21 protein-coding genes are annotated in these 20,716 nt (G+C 63.8%); 17 read left to right on the top strand and 4 right to left on the bottom strand.

The features are described 5' to 3' along the window. Positions 1-91: 91 nt before the first annotated feature. Positions 92-694 carry a glutathione S-transferase family protein gene (locus ACMGT0_RS09920; protein ID WP_054057788.1) on the bottom strand — a complete coding sequence of 201 codons (603 nt, stop codon included), beginning with the start codon at positions 692-694 and terminating at the stop codon, positions 92-94. Between the two features lie 10 nt (positions 695-704). Then, positions 705-1,871 (bottom strand): PLP-dependent aminotransferase family protein, encoded by a 1,167-nt coding sequence (locus ACMGT0_RS09915; RefSeq protein ID WP_416772393.1) that lies wholly within the window; start codon positions 1,869-1,871, stop codon positions 705-707. An 83-nt stretch (positions 1,872-1,954) separates the two neighbouring features. On the opposite strand from ACMGT0_RS09915, the gene ACMGT0_RS09910 reads away from it, so the two are divergent. The 3 genes from ACMGT0_RS09910 (at position 1,955) to ACMGT0_RS09900 (ending at position 4,758) form a co-directional block, all read left to right on the top strand. Further along, positions 1,955-2,395, top strand: a complete 441-nt coding sequence (locus ACMGT0_RS09910) for a MarR family winged helix-turn-helix transcriptional regulator (RefSeq protein WP_054057790.1) — start codon at positions 1,955-1,957, stop codon at positions 2,393-2,395. A 312-nt stretch (positions 2,396-2,707) separates the two neighbouring features. Then, entirely contained in the window at positions 2,708-4,057 is a 1,350-nt protein-coding gene (locus tag ACMGT0_RS09905) for an NCS2 family permease (protein WP_054057791.1), read from the top strand. 74 nt (positions 4,058-4,131) lie between these two features. Further along, complete coding sequence (locus tag ACMGT0_RS09900; RefSeq protein ID WP_054063934.1) at positions 4,132-4,758, top strand: LysE family translocator; 627 nt, start codon at positions 4,132-4,134, stop codon at positions 4,756-4,758. A gap of 113 nt (positions 4,759-4,871) precedes the next feature. Here ACMGT0_RS09900 and uraH read toward each other — a convergent pair whose 3' ends face one another. Next, entirely contained in the window at positions 4,872-5,225 is a 354-nt protein-coding gene (gene uraH, locus ACMGT0_RS09895; protein WP_054057793.1) for a hydroxyisourate hydrolase, read from the bottom strand. A 408-nt stretch (positions 5,226-5,633) separates the two neighbouring features. Between uraH and puuE the strand changes: the two genes are divergently transcribed. The 14 genes from puuE to ACMGT0_RS09825 all read left to right on the top strand — a co-directional run bounded on the left by puuE (position 5,634) and on the right by ACMGT0_RS09825 (position 20,077). Then, a complete protein-coding gene (puuE, locus tag ACMGT0_RS09890) occupies positions 5,634-6,572 on the top strand; it encodes an allantoinase PuuE (protein WP_054057794.1) in 939 nt (312 codons plus the stop codon). Next, positions 6,569-7,084 (top strand): 2-oxo-4-hydroxy-4-carboxy-5-ureidoimidazoline decarboxylase, encoded by a 516-nt coding sequence (gene uraD / locus ACMGT0_RS09885; protein ID WP_416772389.1) that lies wholly within the window; start codon positions 6,569-6,571, stop codon positions 7,082-7,084. Before puuE ends, uraD begins: the two co-directional genes overlap by 4 nt. Positions 7,085-7,162: 78 nt before the next feature. Beyond that, complete coding sequence (gene alc, locus ACMGT0_RS09880; RefSeq protein ID WP_054057796.1) at positions 7,163-8,164, top strand: allantoicase; 1,002 nt, start codon at positions 7,163-7,165, stop codon at positions 8,162-8,164. Between the two features lie 160 nt (positions 8,165-8,324). Beyond that, positions 8,325-8,837, top strand: a complete 513-nt coding sequence (locus ACMGT0_RS09875) for an ureidoglycolate lyase (protein WP_416772387.1) — start codon at positions 8,325-8,327, stop codon at positions 8,835-8,837. Between the two features lie 132 nt (positions 8,838-8,969). Continuing rightward, the gene (locus ACMGT0_RS09870) at positions 8,970-10,271 is read left to right on the top strand and encodes a urate hydroxylase PuuD (protein WP_054063936.1); all 1,302 of its coding nucleotides are present in this window, start codon (positions 8,970-8,972) and stop codon (positions 10,269-10,271) included. A 226-nt stretch (positions 10,272-10,497) separates the two neighbouring features. Further along, the gene (locus tag ACMGT0_RS09865; RefSeq protein ID WP_416772385.1) at positions 10,498-11,853 is read left to right on the top strand and encodes a nucleobase:cation symporter-2 family protein; all 1,356 of its coding nucleotides are present in this window, start codon (positions 10,498-10,500) and stop codon (positions 11,851-11,853) included. A gap of 203 nt (positions 11,854-12,056) precedes the next feature. Beyond that, positions 12,057-12,842, top strand: a complete 786-nt coding sequence (locus ACMGT0_RS09860) for an outer membrane protein OmpK (protein ID WP_054063938.1) — start codon at positions 12,057-12,059, stop codon at positions 12,840-12,842. Between the two features lie 271 nt (positions 12,843-13,113). Then, complete coding sequence (locus tag ACMGT0_RS09855) at positions 13,114-14,367, top strand: OprD family porin (RefSeq protein WP_416772383.1); 1,254 nt, start codon at positions 13,114-13,116, stop codon at positions 14,365-14,367. Positions 14,368-14,626: 259 nt separating this feature from the next. Beyond that, entirely contained in the window at positions 14,627-15,451 is an 825-nt protein-coding gene (locus ACMGT0_RS09850; RefSeq protein WP_054059544.1) for an NAD-dependent epimerase/dehydratase family protein, read from the top strand. Positions 15,452-15,483: 32 nt separating this feature from the next. Continuing rightward, positions 15,484-16,371 (top strand): SMP-30/gluconolactonase/LRE family protein, encoded by an 888-nt coding sequence (locus tag ACMGT0_RS09845; protein WP_054059545.1) that lies wholly within the window; start codon positions 15,484-15,486, stop codon positions 16,369-16,371. A 78-nt stretch (positions 16,372-16,449) separates the two neighbouring features. Next, positions 16,450-17,421, top strand: coding sequence for a TRAP transporter substrate-binding protein (locus ACMGT0_RS09840; RefSeq protein ID WP_054064100.1), 972 nt, complete (start codon positions 16,450-16,452; stop codon positions 17,419-17,421). 71 nt (positions 17,422-17,492) lie between these two features. Then, complete coding sequence (locus tag ACMGT0_RS09835) at positions 17,493-18,020, top strand: TRAP transporter small permease (protein ID WP_054059547.1); 528 nt, start codon at positions 17,493-17,495, stop codon at positions 18,018-18,020. Then, positions 18,021-19,301, top strand: coding sequence for a TRAP transporter large permease (locus tag ACMGT0_RS09830; protein WP_054059548.1), 1,281 nt, complete (start codon positions 18,021-18,023; stop codon positions 19,299-19,301). It abuts the gene before it with no gap. A 167-nt stretch (positions 19,302-19,468) separates the two neighbouring features. Continuing rightward, positions 19,469-20,077, top strand: coding sequence for a TetR/AcrR family transcriptional regulator (locus tag ACMGT0_RS09825; RefSeq protein WP_054064099.1), 609 nt, complete (start codon positions 19,469-19,471; stop codon positions 20,075-20,077). Between the two features lie 118 nt (positions 20,078-20,195). Here ACMGT0_RS09825 and ACMGT0_RS09820 read toward each other — a convergent pair whose 3' ends face one another. Continuing rightward, positions 20,196-20,636 (bottom strand): GlcG/HbpS family heme-binding protein, encoded by a 441-nt coding sequence (locus tag ACMGT0_RS09820; RefSeq protein WP_054059550.1) that lies wholly within the window; start codon positions 20,634-20,636, stop codon positions 20,196-20,198. Between the last annotated feature and the right edge of the window lie 80 nt (positions 20,637-20,716).

Below are 20,716 nucleotides of genomic sequence, written 5' to 3'. Positions count from 1 at the left end.
GTGGATAGGCCCTTGAGTTTGCGCCAGGCCCTCGCCGCCGGCAAAAGAAAACCGGCCCTGGGGCCGGTTCAAGTGTTTGCAGACTTTTCGCTCAATCCAGCATACCGACATGCCGGGGATGGCTCGCCACCCGCTGCAGCCAGGCCTGGATCGCCGGGTAGATGCTCAGGTCGAAGCCGCCCTGGTGCGCGACGTGGGTGTAGGCGTACAGCGCGATATCGGCGATCGAGTAGTGCTCGCCGACCAGGTAAGGGGTCTGCTGCAACTGCTTCTCCATGACCTTCAGGGCCTTGTGCCCGCGCTTCTGCAACTTGAGGTACTCCTCGCGCCGCTCTTCGGGCAAGCCCAGGTAGAACTCGATGAAACGCGCCACCGCGATGTAGGGCTCATGGCTGTACTGCTCGAAAAACTGCCATTGCAGCACCTGGGTACGCAGGCGCGGCTCGCTCGGCAGGAACTCGCTGCCGTCGGCCAGGAAGTTGAGGATGGCATTGGATTCCCACAGGCAGGTGCCGTCCTCCAACTCCAGCACCGGCACCTTGCCATTGGGGTTCTTCGCCAGGAATTCCGCCGTCTCGGTGTCGCCCTTGAGAATATCCACCGGGTGCCAACGGTACTCCTGACCCAGCAGATGCAGCATCAACTTGATCTTGTAGCAGTTGCCCGACTGGTAATCCCCGTAAACCTTGTACATGGCCCTCCCCTTAAGCCGCTCTTGCGGCCTGTGCATGACGTACGACAGCAGCCAGTCGGCCCAGACCTTCGTCCAGGCGCTCCGGCGCGATATGGCTGAAATTCAGACGCAGATTACCCGGATTACGCTCCGGTTCGGCAAAAAAAGGCTCGCCAGGCATGAACGCGACATCCCGGGCCAGGGCGGCATCGAGCAGGGTCCGGGTGTCCAGCGGCTGCTTGAGGGTCAACCAGAAGAACAGCCCGCCCTGGGGCACCTGCCAGTCGGCCAGGTCGGCGAAATGCCGCTGCAGGGCCTCGGCGAACGCATCCCGGCGGGTCCGGTAGAAACTGCGCAACGCCTGCAGGTGCTGGCGATATTTTTCCGTGCCGATCCACTGCAGCGCCTGCCACTGCCCGACGCGGTTGGTATGCAGGTCCGCCGACTGCTTGAGCTTGAGCAGGTGCGGGAACAGGTCGGGACTGGCGATCAGGTAGCCAACCCGCAGGCCGGGGGCCAGGGTCTTGGAGACCGTGCCGGTGTAGATCCAGCTGGCCTTCTTCAGACGGGCGACGATCGGCACGGCATCGACCCCGTCGTAGCTGAGTTCACGATAGGGTTCGTCCTCGATCAGGGTCACGCCGAACTCGTCCAGCAACGCCGCAACACCGGCGCGCTTGGCCTCGCTGTAGCAGACGCCGGACGGATTCTGGAAGGTCGGGATCAGGTAGACGAACGCCGGCCGGTGTCGCTCCAGGCGGGCGCGCAACTGCTGCAGGTCGGGTCCGTCCGATTCCTGGGGAATGCTCAGGCAGTCGGCCCCGAACAACTGGAAGATCTGCAGGGCCGCCAGGTAGGTCGGCCCTTCCAGCAGGATCTCGGTGCCCTTGTCGATGTGCAGCTTGGCGGCCAGGTCGAGGGCCTGCTGGGAACCGCCGAGCACCAGCACCTGGCTGGCCTGGCAGTCGACACGCAGGGCCCGCGCCTGGGCCGCCAGCACTTCACGCAGGGCCAGCTCGCCCTCGCTCATGCCGTACTGGCCCATGGCCCGCGGCATGCCCTCCCACTCCAGCGTCGGCAGCATCGCCTCGGCCGGCAGCCCACCGGCAAACGACATCACCTCGGGACGCTGGGCGGCAGCGAGGATTTCACGAATCAGCGAGCTTTTAAGACGCGTAACACGTTCGGAGAAGGCCATGACAGGTCACCGGTAGCGGAGTGAAAGGAAAATACGTCAAACTGCTTGACCGAAATTACGACGCCACGGACCAATACGTCAATATGCTTGACCTTAAAAATTCCAACACCCAACAGGACGCCATGGAGGCGTTTTTCTTCGGCTACCAGGCATTCACCGCCAAGGCCGACGAAATGCTCGAACGGCGTGGCCTGAGCCGGGTGCATCAGCGGATCGTGTTTTTCATCGGACGTTATCCGGACCTCAGCGTCAAGGAACTGCTCGATCGCCTGGGCGTCAGCAAGCAGGCGCTGAACATGCCGTTGCGCCAGTTGACCGAGATGGGACTGGTGCAAGGCGTCGCCTCACCGACGGACAAGCGCAAACGCCTGCTCTGCCTGACCCCCGACGGGACCAGCCTGGAAGAGTCGTTGCGCCGCGAGCAGGTCAAGCTGTTGCAGAAGGCCTTCGCCCAGGCGGGCGAGGCGGCGGTGGATGGCTGGATGGCGGTCAATCGGGCGTTGGGTGACAGCCGCCAGGCCTGACCACGCCGAGCGCTTCGCGGCAAGCCCGCTCCCACAGCCTTTGTAGCGGCTGTGTGGGCTTGCCCGCGAAGCCATCAGCCCTCTCAAGACCCATCTGCCCCTGCCGACCAGCAGCCCATATAGCCCGCCCCGCCGAAATATCGCACACACCGTCAAAAACATTATTTGCTTTCTTTGTATACAAAAGCATAATCCGCTTCGTGTAAGTTCCTGACCTTTCGGTCAACAAATCCGCGCTCCCTCAAGGAGCCGCTGCCCACCATGACGTGTCCGGCCCTGGAAATAACAATAAAACCCTGAGGAGTAATCGCTGTGGAAAGCCGCAAATCCGAAGCACCCACGCTGGATCTCTCGCCGCCTTCGAGCACCGGCCTGCTGGAGCGCCTGTTCAGGCTCAGGCTGCATGGCACCACGGTCAGGACCGAACTGATTGCCGGGGTGACCACCTTCATCACCATGGCCTACATCATCTTCGTCAACCCCAACCTCATGGCCGATGCCGGCATCGACCATGGCGCCGCCTTCGTCGCCACCTGCATCGCCGCCGCCCTCGGCTGCCTGCTGATGGGGCTCTACGCCAACTGGCCGGTGGGCCTGGCGCCCGGCATGGGGCTCAACGCCTTCTTCACCTACACCGTGGTCGGCACCATGGGCTATCACTGGGAGACCGCCCTCGGCGCGGTGTTCATTTCCGGCGTGCTGTTCATGGCCCTGACCCTGTCCCGGGTCCGCGAATGGCTGCTCAACAGCATCCCGGTCAGCCTGCGCCATGCCATGGGCGCCGGGGTCGGGCTGTTCCTCGGGCTCATCGGCCTGAAGACCGCCGGGATCGTCGTCGCGAGCCCTGCCACCCTGGTCCGGCTCGGCGCCCTGCATGAGCCCGGCCCGCTGCTGGCCGCCGTGTGTTTCCTGATGATCGCGATCCTCAGCTACCACCGGGTGTTCGGCGCCATCCTGATCAGCATCATCAGTGTCACCCTGATCGGCTGGGGCCTGGGCCTGGTCGAGTACCACGGGGTGTTCTCCACCCCGCCCAGCCTGGCGCCGACCTGGATGGCCATGGACCTGGCGGGCGTCTTCAACGTCAGCATGATCAGCGTGGTCCTGGCCTTTCTCTTCGTGCACATGTTCGACACCGCCGGAACCCTGATGGGCGTCGCCCAGCGCGCCAACCTGGTCAACGCCGACGGCCGCATCGAGAACCTGTCGCGGGCGATGAAGGCCGACAGCGTATCCAGCGTATTCGGTGCGGTGGTCGGCGTGCCACCGGTCACCAGCTACGTGGAAAGTGCTGCCGGCGTTGCAACGGGTGGTCGGACTGGTCTGACCGCTGTTACTGTAGGCATACTGTTCGTGGCCGCGATGTTCTTCGCGCCGCTGGCTGGCATGATCCCTGCCTACGCGACCGCAGGTGCACTGATTTACGTGGCGATGCTGATGATGGGCAGCCTGGCGCATATCGCCTGGGAAGAAGCGACGGAGAGCATTCCGGCGATCGTCACCGCGATCATGATGCCGCTGACCTTCTCGGTCGCCGACGGGATCGCCCTGGGCTTCATCACCTACGTGGCGTTGAAGGCGGGAACCGGCAAGTTCAGGGACATTTCCGTCAGTCTGTGGGTCCTGTGCGTCATTTTCATCGCCAAGTTCATCTTCCTGTAGGAGAAGACTGGCGTAGCCGGCAACCAAACAACCGGCCCCATTGCGATGGGGCCCTTGCATGAGGAAGAAACCTGATGAGCCTGGAAACCTGGTTGTTGTTCAGCGGAGCCGCCCTGGTGGTGATCCTCATTCCCGGGCCGCTGTCGCTGCTGATGATCAGCAACAGCCTGAACTATGGATTGCGCCGTTCGTACCCGGCCTTCCTGGGCGGCGTCAGCGCCTCGATCTGCCTGCTCAGCGCCTCGGCCCTGGGCCTGGGGGCCGTGTTGCTGGCCTCGGAGCAACTGTTCAGCACACTGAAGGTCGTCGGCGCACTGTACCTGTTCTACCTCGCCTGGCAGAGCTGGCAGCAGTCGCGCCAGCCGGCACGGGCGGCGAACGTGCCCGAAGCTGCACCTGTGCCGCGCTTTCGTGCCCTGTTTGGGCGCGCTTTCGTGCTGGGGGCGAGCAACCCCAAGGACATCCTGTTCTTCGCCGCCTTCCTGCCGCAGTTCCTCAAGGCCGACCAGCCGTTCCTCGGCCAGTTGCTGGTGATGATCGCCACCTGGACCGTGCTCGACCTGCTGTGCAAGCTGACCTACGGCCTGGGCGCCCACGGCGCGGCGAAATACCTGCGTAGTGGCAAGGGGCAGAGCTGGTTCAATCGGGTCAGTGCCGGGTTGTTCAGTGGGGCGGGGGCGGCTTCGCTGTTGAGCCGGTAGAGCGCATGACGCGAAAGGGCCCGAAAATCCCACACAACAACCGGGCAAAAAAAGCCCGCAGTGTGGGCGGGCAAGAGGAACCGAAGAAGTGGTTGCGCAGTTCTTGAGGGGATCTAACTTCCTCTATAGGTCGAATAGCTGTAGGGCGAGATCAGCAAGGGAACGTGGTAGTGCTCCTGCTCGGCACTGATGCCGAAACGCAGCACCACCACATCGAGAAAGGCCGGCTCCGGCAGCGTCACGCCGCGGGCCCGATAGTAGTCACCGGCATGAAATTGCAACTGATAGACCCCGGAACGGTAGTCATCGCCCTGCAGCAGCGGTGTATCGCAGCGGCCGTCGCCGTTGGTCACGGCCCTGGCGACCAGCTCCAGCACGGTGCCTTCGACCCGATACAGCTCGACCTGGATCGAGCTGCCGGGGCAGCCATGCGCGGCATCCAAAACATGCGTAGTCAAACGTCCCATTGCTTCTGCGTACCCGCCCGCCTGCGGCAGACCGGGTCTCGCGCCTCCCGGAGTCAGTGGATGAAGGAGATGCCGGACCGGCGGGGAAAGCCCCGGAGATACGGCAATGAAATGATTAAGACACTTTTACGAAAAATTGTACACAATAAATTTCACGCTTTTCCGGGTTTCCATCCGTCGGCATGAATCTTGACAGAAGCCCAGTGAGTAGCCGACCTTGAATCCATTAGCTGACCGATCAGACAGGTTTTCAGTGACGAACGGAACAGGTAGGATCAGCAGCATCTGGAAAAAAACGGGCTTACAAACCGGCGATAAAGTTGTATACAATCAATTCATCGCCGTGACGCCACCCGACCAGAACGGGACGCCACGCAACCGTCACCACGAACAAGAAGGAAGACTGCAGTGAGCGCTGACTACCCACGCGACCTGATCGGTTACGGCAGTAACCCTCCTCACCCCCGCTGGCCGGGCAATGCCCGTATCGCCTTGTCCTTCGTGCTCAACTACGAGGAAGGCGGCGAGCGCAACATCCTGCACGGCGACAAGGAGTCCGAGGCGTTCCTGTCGGAGATGGTCGCGGCGCAACCCCTGCAGGGCCAGCGCAACATGAGCATGGAATCGCTCTACGAGTATGGCAGTCGCGCCGGGGTCTGGCGGATTCTCAAGCTGTTCAGGCAACTCGACATCCCGCTGACCATCTTCGCCGTGGCCATGGCCGCCCAGCGCCACCCGGATGTCATCCGCGCCATGGTCGAGGCCGGTCACGAGATCTGCAGCCACGGCTACCGCTGGATCGACTACCAGTACATGGACGAGGCGCAGGAGCGCGAGCACCTGCACGAAGCCATCCGCATCCTCACCGAAATCACCGGCGAACGCCCGCTGGGCTGGTACACCGGCCGCACCGGCCCCAACACCCGTCGCCTGGTGATGGAGGAAGGCGGCTTCCTCTACGACTCGGACACCTACGACGACGACCTGCCCTACTGGGAACCGAACAACCCGACCGGCAAGCCGCACCTGGTGATTCCCTACACCCTCGACACCAACGACATGCGCTTCACCCAGGTGCAGGGCTTCAACCAGGGCGACGACTTCTACCAGTACCTCAAGGACGCCTTCGACGTGCTCTACGCCGAGGGTGCCGAGGCGCCGAAGATGCTCTCCATCGGCCTGCACTGCCGGCTGATCGGGCGCCCGGCGCGCCTGGCCGCGCTGCAGCGTTTCCTCGACTACGTGAAGGGCTTCGACCAGGTCTGGTTCGCCCGTCGGGTGGACATCGCCCGCCACTGGCACGCTAACCACCCCTACCAGCCCGCCTATCAGGAGCCGGCGCAATGAGCGCGTTCCAGACCCTCAAGCCGTCGACCCTGGACCGCGCGGCCTTCGTCGCGGCCTTCGCCGACATCTACGAACACTCGCCATGGGTGGCCGAAAGGGCCTTCGACCTGGGCCAGGACGCGACGCTCGACCAGATCGAGACCTTGCACCAGCGCATGAGCGACATCCTGTTGAGCGCCGATCATGCCAGCCAGCTGGCCCTGATCAACGCCCACCCGGACCTGGCCGGCAAGGCCGCGATCCAGGGCCAACTGACCGCCGCCAGCACTCACGAACAGGCCGGCGCCGGTATTCACCAATGCACGGTCGAAGAGTTCCAGCGCTTCACCGAGCTGAACGAGGCCTACAAGGCCAAGTTCAGGTTTCCCTTCATCATGGCGGTAAAAGGCAGCAACCGGCATCAGATCCTTGCCGCGTTCGAAACGCGCATCCACAACCCGGTGGACACCGAGTTCCAGTGCGCGCTGGCCGAGATCAACAAGATCGCCCTGTTCCGATTACTGACCCTATAGCGCGCCACGCCCCGGCGCCGAGGAGGCCCGGGGTCCGGCGAACATCCCCAGCCACTTGTTCAAAGGCAGACAAGAAAAATGAAAGCTTACGCCGCACCTTTCGAAAAATTCGTCAACCTGGCCGACGCCCGCCTGGGCACCCGGATCATTTCCGTCACCGACGACTGGTTCGCCGATGCCAACCGCCTGTTCCAGCCAACGCCGGCGGTATGGAAGGAAGGCGTGTTCGATGACAACGGCAAGTGGATGGATGGCTGGGAATCGCGCCGCAAGCGCTTCGAAGGCTACGACAGCGCCGTGATCCGCCTGGGCGTACCCGGCTCGATCAAGGGCGTGGACATCGATACCTCGTTCTTCACCGGCAACTACCCGCCCTCGGCGTCGCTGGAGGCCTGCTTCCTGAGCGAAGGCGAGCCGGACGAAAACACCCGGTGGGTCGAAGTACTGCCGGCCGTCGAGCTGCAGGGCAACAGCCACCACTACCATGAAATCCACAACGAGCAGCACTTCAGCCACCTGCGCTTCAACATCTACCCGGACGGTGGCGTGGCCCGCCTGCGGGTGCATGGCATTCCATACCGCGACTGGTCGGCCGTGGGCGACAACGAACAGGTCGACCTCGCCGCCGCACTCAACGGCGGCCGCGCCCTGGCCTGCTCCGACGAACACTTCGGCCGCATGAGCAACATCCTCAACCCGGGCCGCGGCGTCAACATGGGCGACGGCTGGGAAACCGCCCGCCGTCGCACGCCGGGCAATGACTGGGTGATCGTCGCCCTGGGGCATCCGGGCGAGATCGAGAAGATCATCGTCGATACCCTGCACTTCAAGGGCAACTACCCGGACAGCTGCTCGATCCAGGGCGCCTACGTCAAGGGCGGTACCGACAGCCAGATCGAGACCCAAAGCCTGTTCTGGCGCGAACTGCTGCCGAGCCAGAAGCTGGAAATGCACGCCGAGCACACCTTCGCCGAGCAGATCAAGGCGCTGGGCCCGATCACCCACGTCCGCCTGAACGTGTTCCCCGATGGTGGTGTGAGCCGCCTGCGCCTGCTGGGCAAGGTCGCCAGACAAGGCTGAGGCAAACCCTGCAGGAGCCTGGCTTGTCGGAGCGCCGAACCGCCGCGAATGGGCCCGCAAGGCCGCTGAAAAGCTTCGCGGGCCAGTCGGATCACCGCATCGCCGGCTCCTGCGGGACCGTGCGGTAACGAACCAACGAATTAGAGAACAGAAGAACAGCATGCGCACACTGACGATTGAACCGCTGACCAAAGAAGCCTTCGCCCCTTTCGGTGACGTGATCGAAACCGACGGCAGCGACCACTTCATGATCAACAACGGTTCGACCCAGCGCTTTCATCGCCTGGCCACGGTGGAAACCGCGACGCCCGACGACAAGGCGATCATCAGCATCTTCCGCGCCGATGCGCTGGACATGCCGCTGACCGTGCGCATGCTCGAACGCCATCCGCTGGGCAGCCAGGCTTTCATTCCGCTGCTCGGCAACCCCTTTCTGATCGTGGTCGCGCCACTTGGCGATGCACCTGTATCAGGTCTGGTCCGCGCCTTCATCACCAATGGCAGGCAGGGCATAAATTACCATCGCGGCGTCTGGCACCATCCGGTCCTGACGATCGAAAAGCGGGATGACTTCCTGGTGGTTGATCGCAGTGGCAGCGGTAACAACTGCGACGAGCATTTTTTCACAGAGGATGAGCAGTTGATCCTCGCCACCCACCAGCGGACGGAGTGAAAACCCTGTGCCAGGCAAGGCTGCGCTGAACACCGCCCCGGCTTGCCATCGCTCGCTGCGTTTTCACACCGTCTTCAATAAGAAAAGGCCTGATCGCTCTGCAAAAAGTGCGACGGGAGAGAGGTAAAGACTGTGGAAGCACATCTGTTGGAATGGCTGAACCTGAGCGTACGCTGGGTTCACATGATCACCGGCGTCGCCTGGATCGGCGCTTCGTTCTACTTCGTCTGGCTGGAAAACAACCTCAACCGGGTCAACCCCAGGACCGGCCTGGCCGGCGACCTGTGGGCCATCCACGGCGGCGGCATCTACCACCTGGAGAAGTACAAGCTGGCCCCGCCGAGCATGCCGGAGAACCTGCACTGGTTCAAATGGGAAGCCTACTTCACCTGGATGTCGGGCATCGCGCTGCTGTGCGTGGTGTTCTACTCCAATCCCCTGCTCTACCTGGTCGCCCCCGGCAGCGGCCTGAGTGGCGCGCAAGGCATTGCCATCGGCGTCGGCGCACTGGTCGCCGGCTGGTTCGTCTATGACTTTCTCTGCGACTCGCCGCTGGGCAAGCGGCCGGCCCTGCTCGGCCTGATCCTGTTCATCCTGCTGATCGCCGCGGCCTACGGCCTGAGCAAGGTGTTCAGCGGACGCGGAGCCTACCTGCACGTCGGGGCGATCATCGGCACCATCATGGTCGGCAACGTGTTCCGCATCATCATGCCGGCCCAGCGCGCGCTGGTGGCGGCCATCGCCGAGAACCGCACGCCGGACCCGGCCCTGCCGGCCAAGGGCCTGCTGCGCTCGCGCCACAACAACTACTTCACCCTGCCAGTGCTGTTCATCATGATCAGCAACCACTTCCCGAGCACCTACGGCAGCCCTTACAACTGGCTGATCCTGGCCGGGATCGCGGTGCTGGCGGTACTGGTGCGGCACTACTTCAACACCCGGCACAACAGCCAGAAGTTCGCCTGGACCCTGCCGATCGCGGCGCTGGGCATGATCTGCCTGGCCTACGTCACCGGCCCGGCATCGAACCCGAGCGCCCCCGAAGTCGCCAGGACGCCGGCGAAGATCGAGTACCAGCCCTTGCCGGAAACCGCCCTCGGCGGTGGCCTCAAGCCGGCCCCGGCAGTGGAACCGAGCCCTCCCGCACCGGCGGCGACACCAGCCGCTGATGCCGTCGCCTTCGACAAGGTGCACAGCGTGATTCAGGAGCGTTGTGCGGTCTGTCATTCGGCCAAGCCCACCAGCCCGCTGTTCAGCAGCGCGCCGGCCGGGATCATGTTCGACACCCCGCAACAGATCCAGCAACTGGCCCCGCGTATCCAGGCCCAGGCCGTCGCGACCCAGATCATGCCCCTGGGCAACATCACCCAGATGACCCAGCAGGAACGTGACCTGATTGGCGCCTGGATCAACCAGGGGGCACACACACCCTGAGGAGCACCAGGCCCCTGCAGGAGCAGGCGATGCGGCGATCCGACTTGCCCGCGAAAGGCCCCTCAAGGGCGCCAGGGACTTCGCGAGCAAGCTCGCTCCCACAGGTCAGCGGGCGACCTCGAGATCAGCGACCCGCCGTGAAACGCCTGCCTTACCGACAACAGCAAGCGCTGTCGGCAACCACACAGCGCCAGAACCACAAGAATAAAAACATCCGAGGTGTTGCATGTCCGAGCTATCCGAACCGCGCATACCCGAAGCACCTGCCCTTGCCCGCCTGCCCCTGTTGCAGTTGCTGCTGGTGGGCCTGCAACACGTCCTGCTGATGTATGGCGGGGCCGTCGCCGTACCGCTGATCATCGGACAGGCCGCCGGCCTGAGTCGTGAGGAAATCGCCTTTCTGATCAATGCCGACCTGCTCGTGGCCGGCATCGCCACCCTGGTGCAATCCTTCGGCATCGGTCCGCTGGGCATTCGCATGCCGGTGATGATGGGCGCCAGCTTCGCCGCCGTCGGCAGCATGGTGGCCATGGCCGGCATGCCCGGCATCGGCATGACCGGGATCTTCGGCGCCACCATCGCCGCGGGCTTCTTCGGCATGCTGATCGCACCGTTCATGTCCAGGGTGGTGCGCTTCTTCCCGCCACTGGTCACCGGCACGGTGATCACCGCCATCGGCCTCTCGCTGTTTCCCGTGGCGGTCAACTGGGCTGGTGGCGGCAGCGCCGTGGCGCAGTTCGGCTCGCCGATCTACCTGACGGTCGCCGGCCTGGTGCTGGCGACCATCCTGCTGATCAACCGCTTCATGCACGGTTTCTGGGTGAACATCTCGGTGCTGATCGGCATGGTTCTGGGCTACGTGCTGTCCGGCCTGATCGGCATGGTCGACCTCAGTGGCCTGGCCCAGGCACCGTGGCTCAAGGTGGTCACGCCGCTGCATTTCGGCCTGCCGCAATTCCACCTCGCGCCGATCCTCTCCATGTGCCTGGTGGTGGTGATCATCTTCGTCGAGTCCACCGGCATGTTCCTCGCCCTGGGCAAGATCACCGGCCAGGAAGTCACCCCACGGATGCTCCGCCGCGGCCTGCTGTGCGATGCCGGCGCCTCGTTCTTCGCCGGTTTCTTCAACACCTTCACCCATTCCTCGTTCGCCCAGAACATCGGCCTGGTGCAGATGACCGGCGTGCGCTGCCGTTCGGTGACCATGGTCGCCGGCGGCTTGCTGATCGTCCTCAGCCTGCTGCCCAAGGCGGCCTTCCTGGTGGCCTCGATTCCACCGGCAGTCCTCGGCGGCGCGGCCATCGCCATGTTCGGCATGGTCGCCGCCACCGGGATCAAGATTCTCCAGGAGGCCGACATCTCCGACCGCCGCAACCAGTTGCTGGTGGCCGTGAGCATCGGCATGGGCCTGATCCCCGTGGTCCGTCCGGAGTTCTTCGCGCACCTGCCGCAGTGGATGGGGCCGATCACCCACAGCGGGATCGCCATGGCGACCCTCAGCGCCGTCACCCTGAACCTGCTGTTCAACGTCCTCGGCGGCGCCGAACGGGCCGCCCTCAGTGGGCACGTGCACCCGCACTGAGTGACCGGGGCGGCACGCGACAGGCTGCCCCGGTGCCAGCCTGAAACCTGTCGCCCGGCCCGGCGACGCTCTGTCGCGCGGGCTTGAGAGCACCGGCGTGCCTCTGTATCCTGCGCGCCCTCTCGTTTACAGCCGAAAAAAGGCGCCACACCAGAGCGCCGGACGACTTCGACGTCGAACTTCTTAACTTTGGGAGCAACCTGATGAAACGTACTTGCACGAGCCTGATGCTCGCGGGGACCCTGCTGTCGACCGGTACCGCCGTGGCCGACGACCTGCTGCAGTGGCAGAACAACAGCCTGACCTACCTGTGGGGCAAGAATTTTGCGGTCAACCCGCAGATCCAGCAGACCGTCACCTTCGAGCACGCCGACGCCTGGAAATATGGCGACAACTTCTTCTTCCTCGATCGGATCTTCTACAACGGCAAGGCCGACGGCAACGTCGGCCCCAACACCTACTACGGCGAGTTCAGCCCACGCCTGTCGTTCGGCAAGATGCTCGACCAGAAACTGGAATTCGGCCCGATCAAGGACGTGCTGCTGGCACTGACCTACGAGTTCGGCGAAGGCGACAGCGAATCCTACCTGTTCGGCCCGGGCTTTGACCTGGCGATCCCCGGTTTCGACTACTTCCAGTTGAACTTCTATCAGCGCCAGACCGAAGGCAACCGCCCTGGCGACAACGTCTGGCAGATCACGCCGGTCTGGTCCTACACCATCCCGGTGGGTGACTCCAATGTGCTGATCGACGGTTTCATGGACTGGGTGGTCGACAACGACCAGACCTCACGCGGCACCTACCACGCCAACCTGCACTTCAACCCGCAGATCAAGTACGACCTGGGCAAGGCTCTGCACTGGAGCGCCAAGCAGTTGTACGTGGGTATCGAGTACGACTACTGGAAGAACAAGTACGGCATCGAGGATTCCGGTGCGTTCAAGACCAACCAGGACACCGCGAGCCTGCTGGTCAAGTACCACTTCTGAGGCAGAACGGGAGCCCGCCGGGCTCCCCGTTTGCGGCGTCGCCCCGCACGCCATCGCATCACCGCAAAAAATACCTCCCCCTCTCCCGTCGGGCCCGACAGCTCCAACTCAAGCCTCCAAGCCAGGTTGCCCGCACTTCCTTGTGGCTTCCCCCTGTTTCCCGGCCTGCCTGCACGTTGACAAGGCGTTTTTCAGCTGTTGATAATCCGCTCAATGTTGTACGACGACGTATAACACCAATAACAATAAAAACCGCAGGAGCTTCACCCTCATGATGATGCGCCCCTCCCGATCGCTGTTGCTGTCCGGCACTGCAAGCCTCGCCCTGACCCTCCCCTCCCTGGCCTGTGCCGAGGGTTTCGTCGACGATGCCAGCGCCAACCTGAATCTGCGCAACGCCTACTTCAACCGCAACTTCACCAACCCGGCCTACCCCCAGGGCAAGGCCGAGGAATGGACGCAGAACTTCATCCTCGACGCCCGCTCCGGCTTCACCCAGGGCACCGTCGGTTTCGGCGTCGACGTGCTCGGCACCTTTTCCCAAAAGCTCGACGGCGGCAAAGGCACCGGCGGCACGCAACTGCTGCCGCTGGACCGTGACGGGCGCCCGGCGGACAACTTCGGCCGCCTGGACGTGGCGTTCAAGGCACGGATTTCCAAAACCGAGCTGAAGGTCGGCGAATGGATGCCGGTGCTGCCGATCCTCCGCTCCGACGACGGCCGCTCGCTGCCGCAGACCTTCCGCGGCGGCCAGGTCACCTCGAAGGAGATCGACGGCCTGACGCTGTACGGCGGCCAGTTCCAGAAGAACAGCCCGCGCAACGATTCGAGCATGACCGACATGTACATGCAGGGCAAAGCCGCCTTCACCTCCGACCGCTTCAACTTCGCCGGCGGCGAATACACCTTCAACGACAAGCGCACCCTGATCGGCCTCTGGAATGCCCAACTGAAGGACATCTACCGCCAGCAGTACGTCAATCTGGTCCACAGCCAGCCACTGGGCGACTGGACCCTGGGCGCCAACCTCGGTTTCTTCTACGGCAAGGAAGACGGCAGCGCGCTGGCCGGCGACCTGGAGAACAGAACCTGGTCGGGGTTGTTCTCGGCCAAGTACGGCGGCAACACCTTCTACGTCGGCCTGCAGAAGCTCACCGGCGACAGCGCCTGGATGCGGGTCAACGGCACCAGCGGCGGCACCCTGGCCAACGACAGCTACAACAGCAGCTATGACAATGCGCAGGAAAAGTCCTGGCAGTTGCGCCATGACTACAACTTCGCCGCGCTGGGAATTCCGGGGCTGACCCTGATGAACCGCTACATCCGCGGTGACAACGTGCATGTCGGCGCGGTCACCGACGGCAAGGAATGGGGGCGTGAGTCGGAACTGGGCTACACCGTCCAGAGCGGCACCTTGCGCAACCTGAACATCCGCTGGCGCAACTCGAGCATCCGCAGGGACTACAGCACCAACGAGTTCGACGAGAACCGCCTGTTCATCAGTTATCCGATTTCGCTGCTGTAGCAGCGGTAGTCATTGTGAATGCATGACCTGTGGGAGCGCCGCCCGGCCGTCTCCCACAAGGGTCATGAATGAAAACCCAGACATGGGGAAACCTCGCCCCCTGAACTCGAAACATCTTGCAAAATCTACGACCGGCAATCACGACGAATCACTCACCCCATTACATTGACAAAGCCGTTTCGCGCTGACGATAATCCAGAAAAATGTCGTACGACAACGGACGACAACACAACAATAAACCTCCGACCAGGGCCTCGCCATGACCCCAGCGACACCGACCCCGCCGCCCTTCAACCGTCTTCTGCTCACCGGCGCGGCCGGTGGCCTGGGCAAGGTACTGCGCGAGAGCCTGCGCCCCTACGCCCGTATCCTGCGCCTTTCCGATATCGCCGAAATGGCTCCGGCCATCGACGACCGCGAGGAAGTCCATCCCTGCGATCTCTCCGACAAGCAGGCGGTACATCATCTGGTCGAAGGCGTGGACGCGATCCTGCACTTCGGCGGCGTCTCGGTGGAGCGCTCCTTCGAGGAGATCCTCGGCGCCAACATCTGCGGCGTCTTCCACATCTACGAAGCCGCCCGCCGCCACGGCGTCAAGCGCGTGATCTTCGCCAGTTCCAACCATGTGATCGGCTTCTACAAGCAGAGCGAGACCCTCGACGCCCGCGCCCCGCATCGCCCGGACAGCTACTACGGGCTGTCCAAGTCCTACGGCGAGGACATGGCCAGCTTCTATTTCGATCGCTACGGCATCGAGACCGTCAGCATCCGCATCGGCTCGTCGTTCGCCCAGCCGCAGAACCGCCGCATGCTCAGCAGTTGGCTGAGCTTCGACGACCTGACCCAACTGCTCGAACGCGCCCTGTATACCCCGAACGTCGGCCACACCGTGGTCTACGGTGTCTCCGCCAACCGCTCCATCTGGTGGGACAACCACCTCGCCGCCCACCTCGGCTACCAGCCCAGGGACAGCTCCGAGCCGTTCCGCGCCGAGATCGAGGCCCAGCCGGCACCGCCGGCGGACGACCCGACGCTGATCTACCAGGGCGGCGCCTTCGTCGCAGCCGGTCCCTTCGGCGACTGAGCAAGCCCCCATCTTCCGGCAAGGGAACCGCCATGGACGCTGAACTGATTCTCGACGCCCGCAACGCCACCGGGGAAAGCCCGGTGTGGAGCGTGCACGAACAGGCCCTCTACTGGGTCGACATCCCCGCCCGCCGCCTGCACCGCTGGAGCGCCGACAGTCGGCAGACCCGCAGTTGGCAAGCGCCGGAAATGCTCGCCTGCATCGCCCGCAGCCGCGACAGCAGCTGGATCGCCGGCCTGGAAAGCGGCCTGTTCCGCCTGCAGGCGGGCACCGAAGAACGCCTGCACAGCCAGCGGCTCACGGCAGTTCCCCATGCCCTTCCCAACATGCGCTTCAACGATGGCCGCTGCGACCGCCAGGGCCGCTTCTGGGCCGGCACCATGTTGATGGACATGGGCCTTGGCCGCCCGGTCGGTGCGTTGTATCGCTACGAGGCCGGGCAGACAGCACCGCTGGTGGCACAACTGGACGGGCTGATCGTGCCCAATGGCCTGGCGTTCAGCCCGGAGGGCAGGACGATGTACCTGTCCGACTCACACCCCGGCGTGCAATCGATCTGGGCCTTCGACTACGACCCGGACAGCGGCACGCCCTACAACCGCCGGCTGTTCGTCGACATGCGGCAACATCCGGGACGCCCCGACGGCGCCGCCATGGATGTCGACGGTTGCTACTGGATCTGCGGCAACGACGACGGCCTGATCCATCGCTTCACGCCCGAAGGTCGCCTCGACCGCTCCCTCGCGGTGCCCGTGAAAAAGCCGGCCATGTGCGCCTTCGGCGGCCGCGACCTGGGCACCTTATTCGTCACCTCGATCCGCCCCGGCGGCGATCTGCACGACCAGCCACTGGCCGGCGGCGTGTTCGCCCTGCGGCCCGGCGTCCAAGGCCTGGAGGAACCTTTTTTCAACGCCTGATTCCCGGCGCCCAGCGGCGCCTGCAGCGAGTTTTGAACGAAGCAGCCAGACAATAACAACAAGACGGAGAATTGCCCCATGGACTTCAGACGCAAGCTTCTTGTCGCCGCACTCCCCCTCGCCCTTGGTTTCAGCCACCTGGCCCAGGCCCTGGAAATCAAGTTCGCCGACGTGCACCCCGCCGGCTACCCCACCGTGGTCGCCGAGGAAAACATGGGCAAGGCCCTGACCCGGCAGAGCAACGGCCAACTGACCTTCAAGATGTTCTCCGGCGGCGTGCTCGGCTCGGAAAAGGAAGTGGTCGAGCAGACCCAGATCGGCGCGATCCAGATGGCCCGGGTCAGCCTCGGCATCGTCGGCCCGGTGGTGCCGGACGTGAACGTGTTCAACATGCCCTTCGTGTTCCGTGACCAGGCGCACATGCGCAAGATCATCGACGGCGAGATCGGCCAGGAGATCCTCGACAAGATCACCCAGTCCGAATTCAACCTGGTGGCCCTGGCCTGGATGGATGGCGGCACCCGCAACCTCTACACCAAGAAACCGGTACGCAGCCTGGCCGACCTCAAGGGCATGAAGATTCGCGTACAGGGCAACCCGCTGTTCATCGAAACCATCAACGCCATGGGCGGCAACGGCATCGCCATGGACACCGGCGAAATCTTCAGCGCCCTGCAGACCGGGGTCATCGATGGCGCGGAAAACAACCCGCCGACCCTGCTCGAACACAACCACTACCAGAACGCCAAATACTACGCCCTGACCGGTCACCTGATCCTCCCGGAACCGCTGGTGATCTCCAAAAGCACTTGGGAGAAGCTCACCCCCGAACAGCAGACCCTGGTCCGCCAGGCCGCCCGCCAGGCGCAGCTGGAACAGCGTGACCTGTGGGATGCCAAGTCCGCCAGCAGCGAAGAGAAGCTCAAGGCCGCCGGCGTCGAGTTCGTCGAAGTCGACAGGAAACCCTTCTACGAGGCCACCGCCCCGATCCGCCAGAAATACGGCGCCCCCTACGCCGAGCTGATGAGCCGCATCGAAGCGGTCGAGTAACGCCCCCACCCACATGGAAGGCCCGCCGCCATGCGCGTCCAGCGCGGACCGGCGGGTAACGGTGAAATCCGATGAAGAATCTCGTGCTGCTGATCAACGATCGGCTCTACATGGCCTGTGTCTGGGTCGCGGGCCTGGCGATCCTCGCCATCAGCCTGATCATCCCCTGGGGCATCTTCGCCCGCTACGTCCTCGGCACCGGCTCCAGTTGGCCGGAGCCCACCGCGATCCTGCTGATGATGGTGTTCACCTTCATCGGCGCAGCCTCCAGCTACCGCGCCGGCGCGCACATGGCCGTGGCCATGCTGACCGACCGCCTGAACCCTGCCCTGCGCTCGGCTGCCGCGCTGGTCGCGCAGGTGCTGATGGCGACCATCTGCCTGTTCATGACCGTCTGGGGCGCCAAGCTCTGCGCCTCGACCTGGAACCAGTTCATGAGCGCGCTGCCGACCTTGCGGGTCGGCATCAGCTACATGCCGATCCCCGTGGGCGGTTGCCTGACCCTGGTGTTCGTCCTGGAAAAACTCCTGCTGGGCGACCAGAGCCAGCGCCGCGTGGTGCGTTTCGACCTGGTCGAAGAAAACGAAGGAGCCGTGTGAATGGACGCCGTGATCCTGTTGGGCAGTTTTATCCTGCTGATCCTCATCGGCATGCCGGTGGCCTACGCCCTCGGGCTCTCGGCGCTGATCGGCGCCTGGTGGATCGACATCCCGTTCCAGGCCCTGATGATCCAGGTCGCCGGCGGCGTGAACAAGTTCTCGCTGATGGCGATTCCGTTCTTCGTCCTCGCCGGCGCGATCATGGCCGAGGGCGGCATGTCGCGGCGGCTGGTGGCGTTCGCCGGGGTGCTGGTGGGTTTCGTCCGCGGCGGCCTGTCCCTGGTGAACATCATGGCCTCGACCTTCTTCGGGGCGATTTCCGGTTCGTCGGTGGCCGACACCGCCTCGGTCGGCTCGGTGCTGATTCCGGAGATGGAGCGCCGCGGCTACCCGCGCGACTTCTCCACCGCGGTCACGGTCAGCGGCTCGGTCCAGGCCCTGCTGACCCCACCCAGCCACAACTCGGTGCTCTACTCGCTGGCGGCCGGCGGCACGGTGTCCATCGCCTCGCTGTTCATGGCCGGGGTGGTGCCGGGACTGCTGATGAGCGCCTGCCTGATGGTGCTGTGCCTGATCTTCGCGAAAAAGCGCGACTACCCCAAGGGCGAGGTCATTCCCCTGCGCCAGGCCCTGAAGATCTGCGCCGATGCGCTATGGGGCCTGATGGCCATGGTGATCATTCTCGGCGGGATTCTCTCGGGGGTGTTCACCGCGACCGAGTCGGCGGCGATTGCGGTGCTCTGGTCATTCTTCGTAACCATGTTCATCTACCGCGACTACCAGTGGCGCGAGCTGCCCAAGCTGATGCATCGCACCGTGCGAACCATCTCCATCGTGATGATCCTGATCGGCTTCGCCGCCAGCTTCGGCTACATCATGACCCTGATGCAGATCCCGGCGAAGATCACCACGCTGTTCCTGACCCTGTCGGACAACCGCTACGTGATCCTGATGTGCATCAACGCCATGCTGCTGTTGCTCGGCACGGTGATGGACATGGCGCCGCTGATCCTGATCCTCACGCCGATCCTGATGCCGGTGATTCTCGGCATCGGCGTCGACCCGGTGCACTTCGGCATGATCATGCTGGTGAACCTGGGGATCGGCCTGATCACCCCGCCGGTGGGCGCGGTGCTGTTCGTCGGCTCGGCGGTGGGCAAGGTCAGCATCGAGAAGACCGTGACCGCACTGCTGCCGTTCTACGGCGTGCTGTTCCTGGTGCTGATGGCCGTGACCTATATCCCGGCGCTGTCGCTCTGGCTGCCGCGCCTGGTGCTGTAGACTCGCCATTGCCGAGAACCGCCGAAACAGGCGCCCGGGTGAAGAAAAACCGCCTGCCATGCCCGCCTCGCCTGCCTTGCCGGGTCTGCGGGCAGGCAATCTTGGCCTGCCGCAGACCCGGTGCTACCATGCCCAACCGCCCGGACAGGCAAGGAATCAGCTGGTTTATGAGCACCATCCGCGAACGCAACAAAGAACTGATCCTGCGCGCAGCCAGTGAAGAGTTCGCCGACAAGGGGTTCGCTGCCACCAAGACCAGCGACATCGCCGCCCGGGCCGGGCTGCCCAAACCCAACGTCTATTACTACTTCAAGTCCAAGGACAACCTCTACCGCGAGGTCCTGGAAAGCATCATCGAACCGATCCTGCAGGCCTCGACGCCGTTCAATCCCGACGGCGTGCCCGGCGAGGTGCTGGCCGGCTACATCCGTTCGAAGATCCGCATCTCCCGCGATCTGCCGGCGGCGTCCAAGGTGTTCGCCAGCGAGATCATGCACGGCGCTCCGCACCTGAGCCCCGATCTGGTCGAACAGCTCAACGCCCAGGCCCGGCACAACATCGAGTGTATCCAGAGCTGGATCGACCGCGGCCAGATCGCCCCGGTCGATCCCAACCACCTGATGTTCACCATCTGGGCCGCGACCCAGACCTATGCCGACTTCGACTGGCAGATCTCGGCGATCACCGGCAAGGCCAAGCTCGATGACGCCGACTATGAAGCGGCGACGCAGACCATCGTGCGGCTGGTGCTCAAGGGATGCGAGCCCGACCAGTAAAACGAGGCGCCCCTTTCGCGGGCAAGCCACGCGCCTACAGTACGGGGCGAACACCAGATTTGTGTGCACACGTTTCCTGTAGGAGCAGGGCTTGCCCGCGAAAAGGCGCTCACCTGAATCAGGCTGATACCCCCGCATCCGCCGTCAGCCCCAATGCCTCGATCGCACTGATCGCGCACTGCTCGTCGATATCCGACGTATCGCCACTGATGCCGATTGCCCCCACCACCTGCCCGGCCTGATCGCGGATCAGCACCCCACCCGGCGCCGGTACCACACTGCCCTGCCCCAACCCGTTCAAGGCGGCGATGAATGCCGGCCGCTGCTGCGCATCCAGCGCCAGCAGACGCGAGCCCTTGCCCAGGGCGATCGCGCCCCAGGCCTTGCCGATGGCGATCTGCGGCCGCAACAGACTGGCTCCGTCCTCCCGCTGCAAAGTCACCAGATGCCCGCCACCATCGAGTACCGCAATGGTCAGCGGCGCCGCGCACATCATCCGGCCCGCAGCGATCGCCTGACCGGCCAGGCTGACTGCGACTTTCAGGGTTAAAGCGCTCATGGGTGCCGTCCTCATTGTTTTGGAAAGTCTTTGGCGCTCCGCGCGGGAGCAATTCCGCATCACAAATAGAACACAATAAA

Source organism: Pseudomonas sp. RHF3.3-3, from assembly GCF_048069595.1.
Taxonomy (GTDB): Bacteria; Pseudomonadota; Gammaproteobacteria; order Pseudomonadales; family Pseudomonadaceae; genus Aquipseudomonas; species Aquipseudomonas fuscovaginae_B.
Note: the sequence above shows the minus strand (reverse complement) of the source record. Positions and strands in the feature narration are given on the sequence as shown.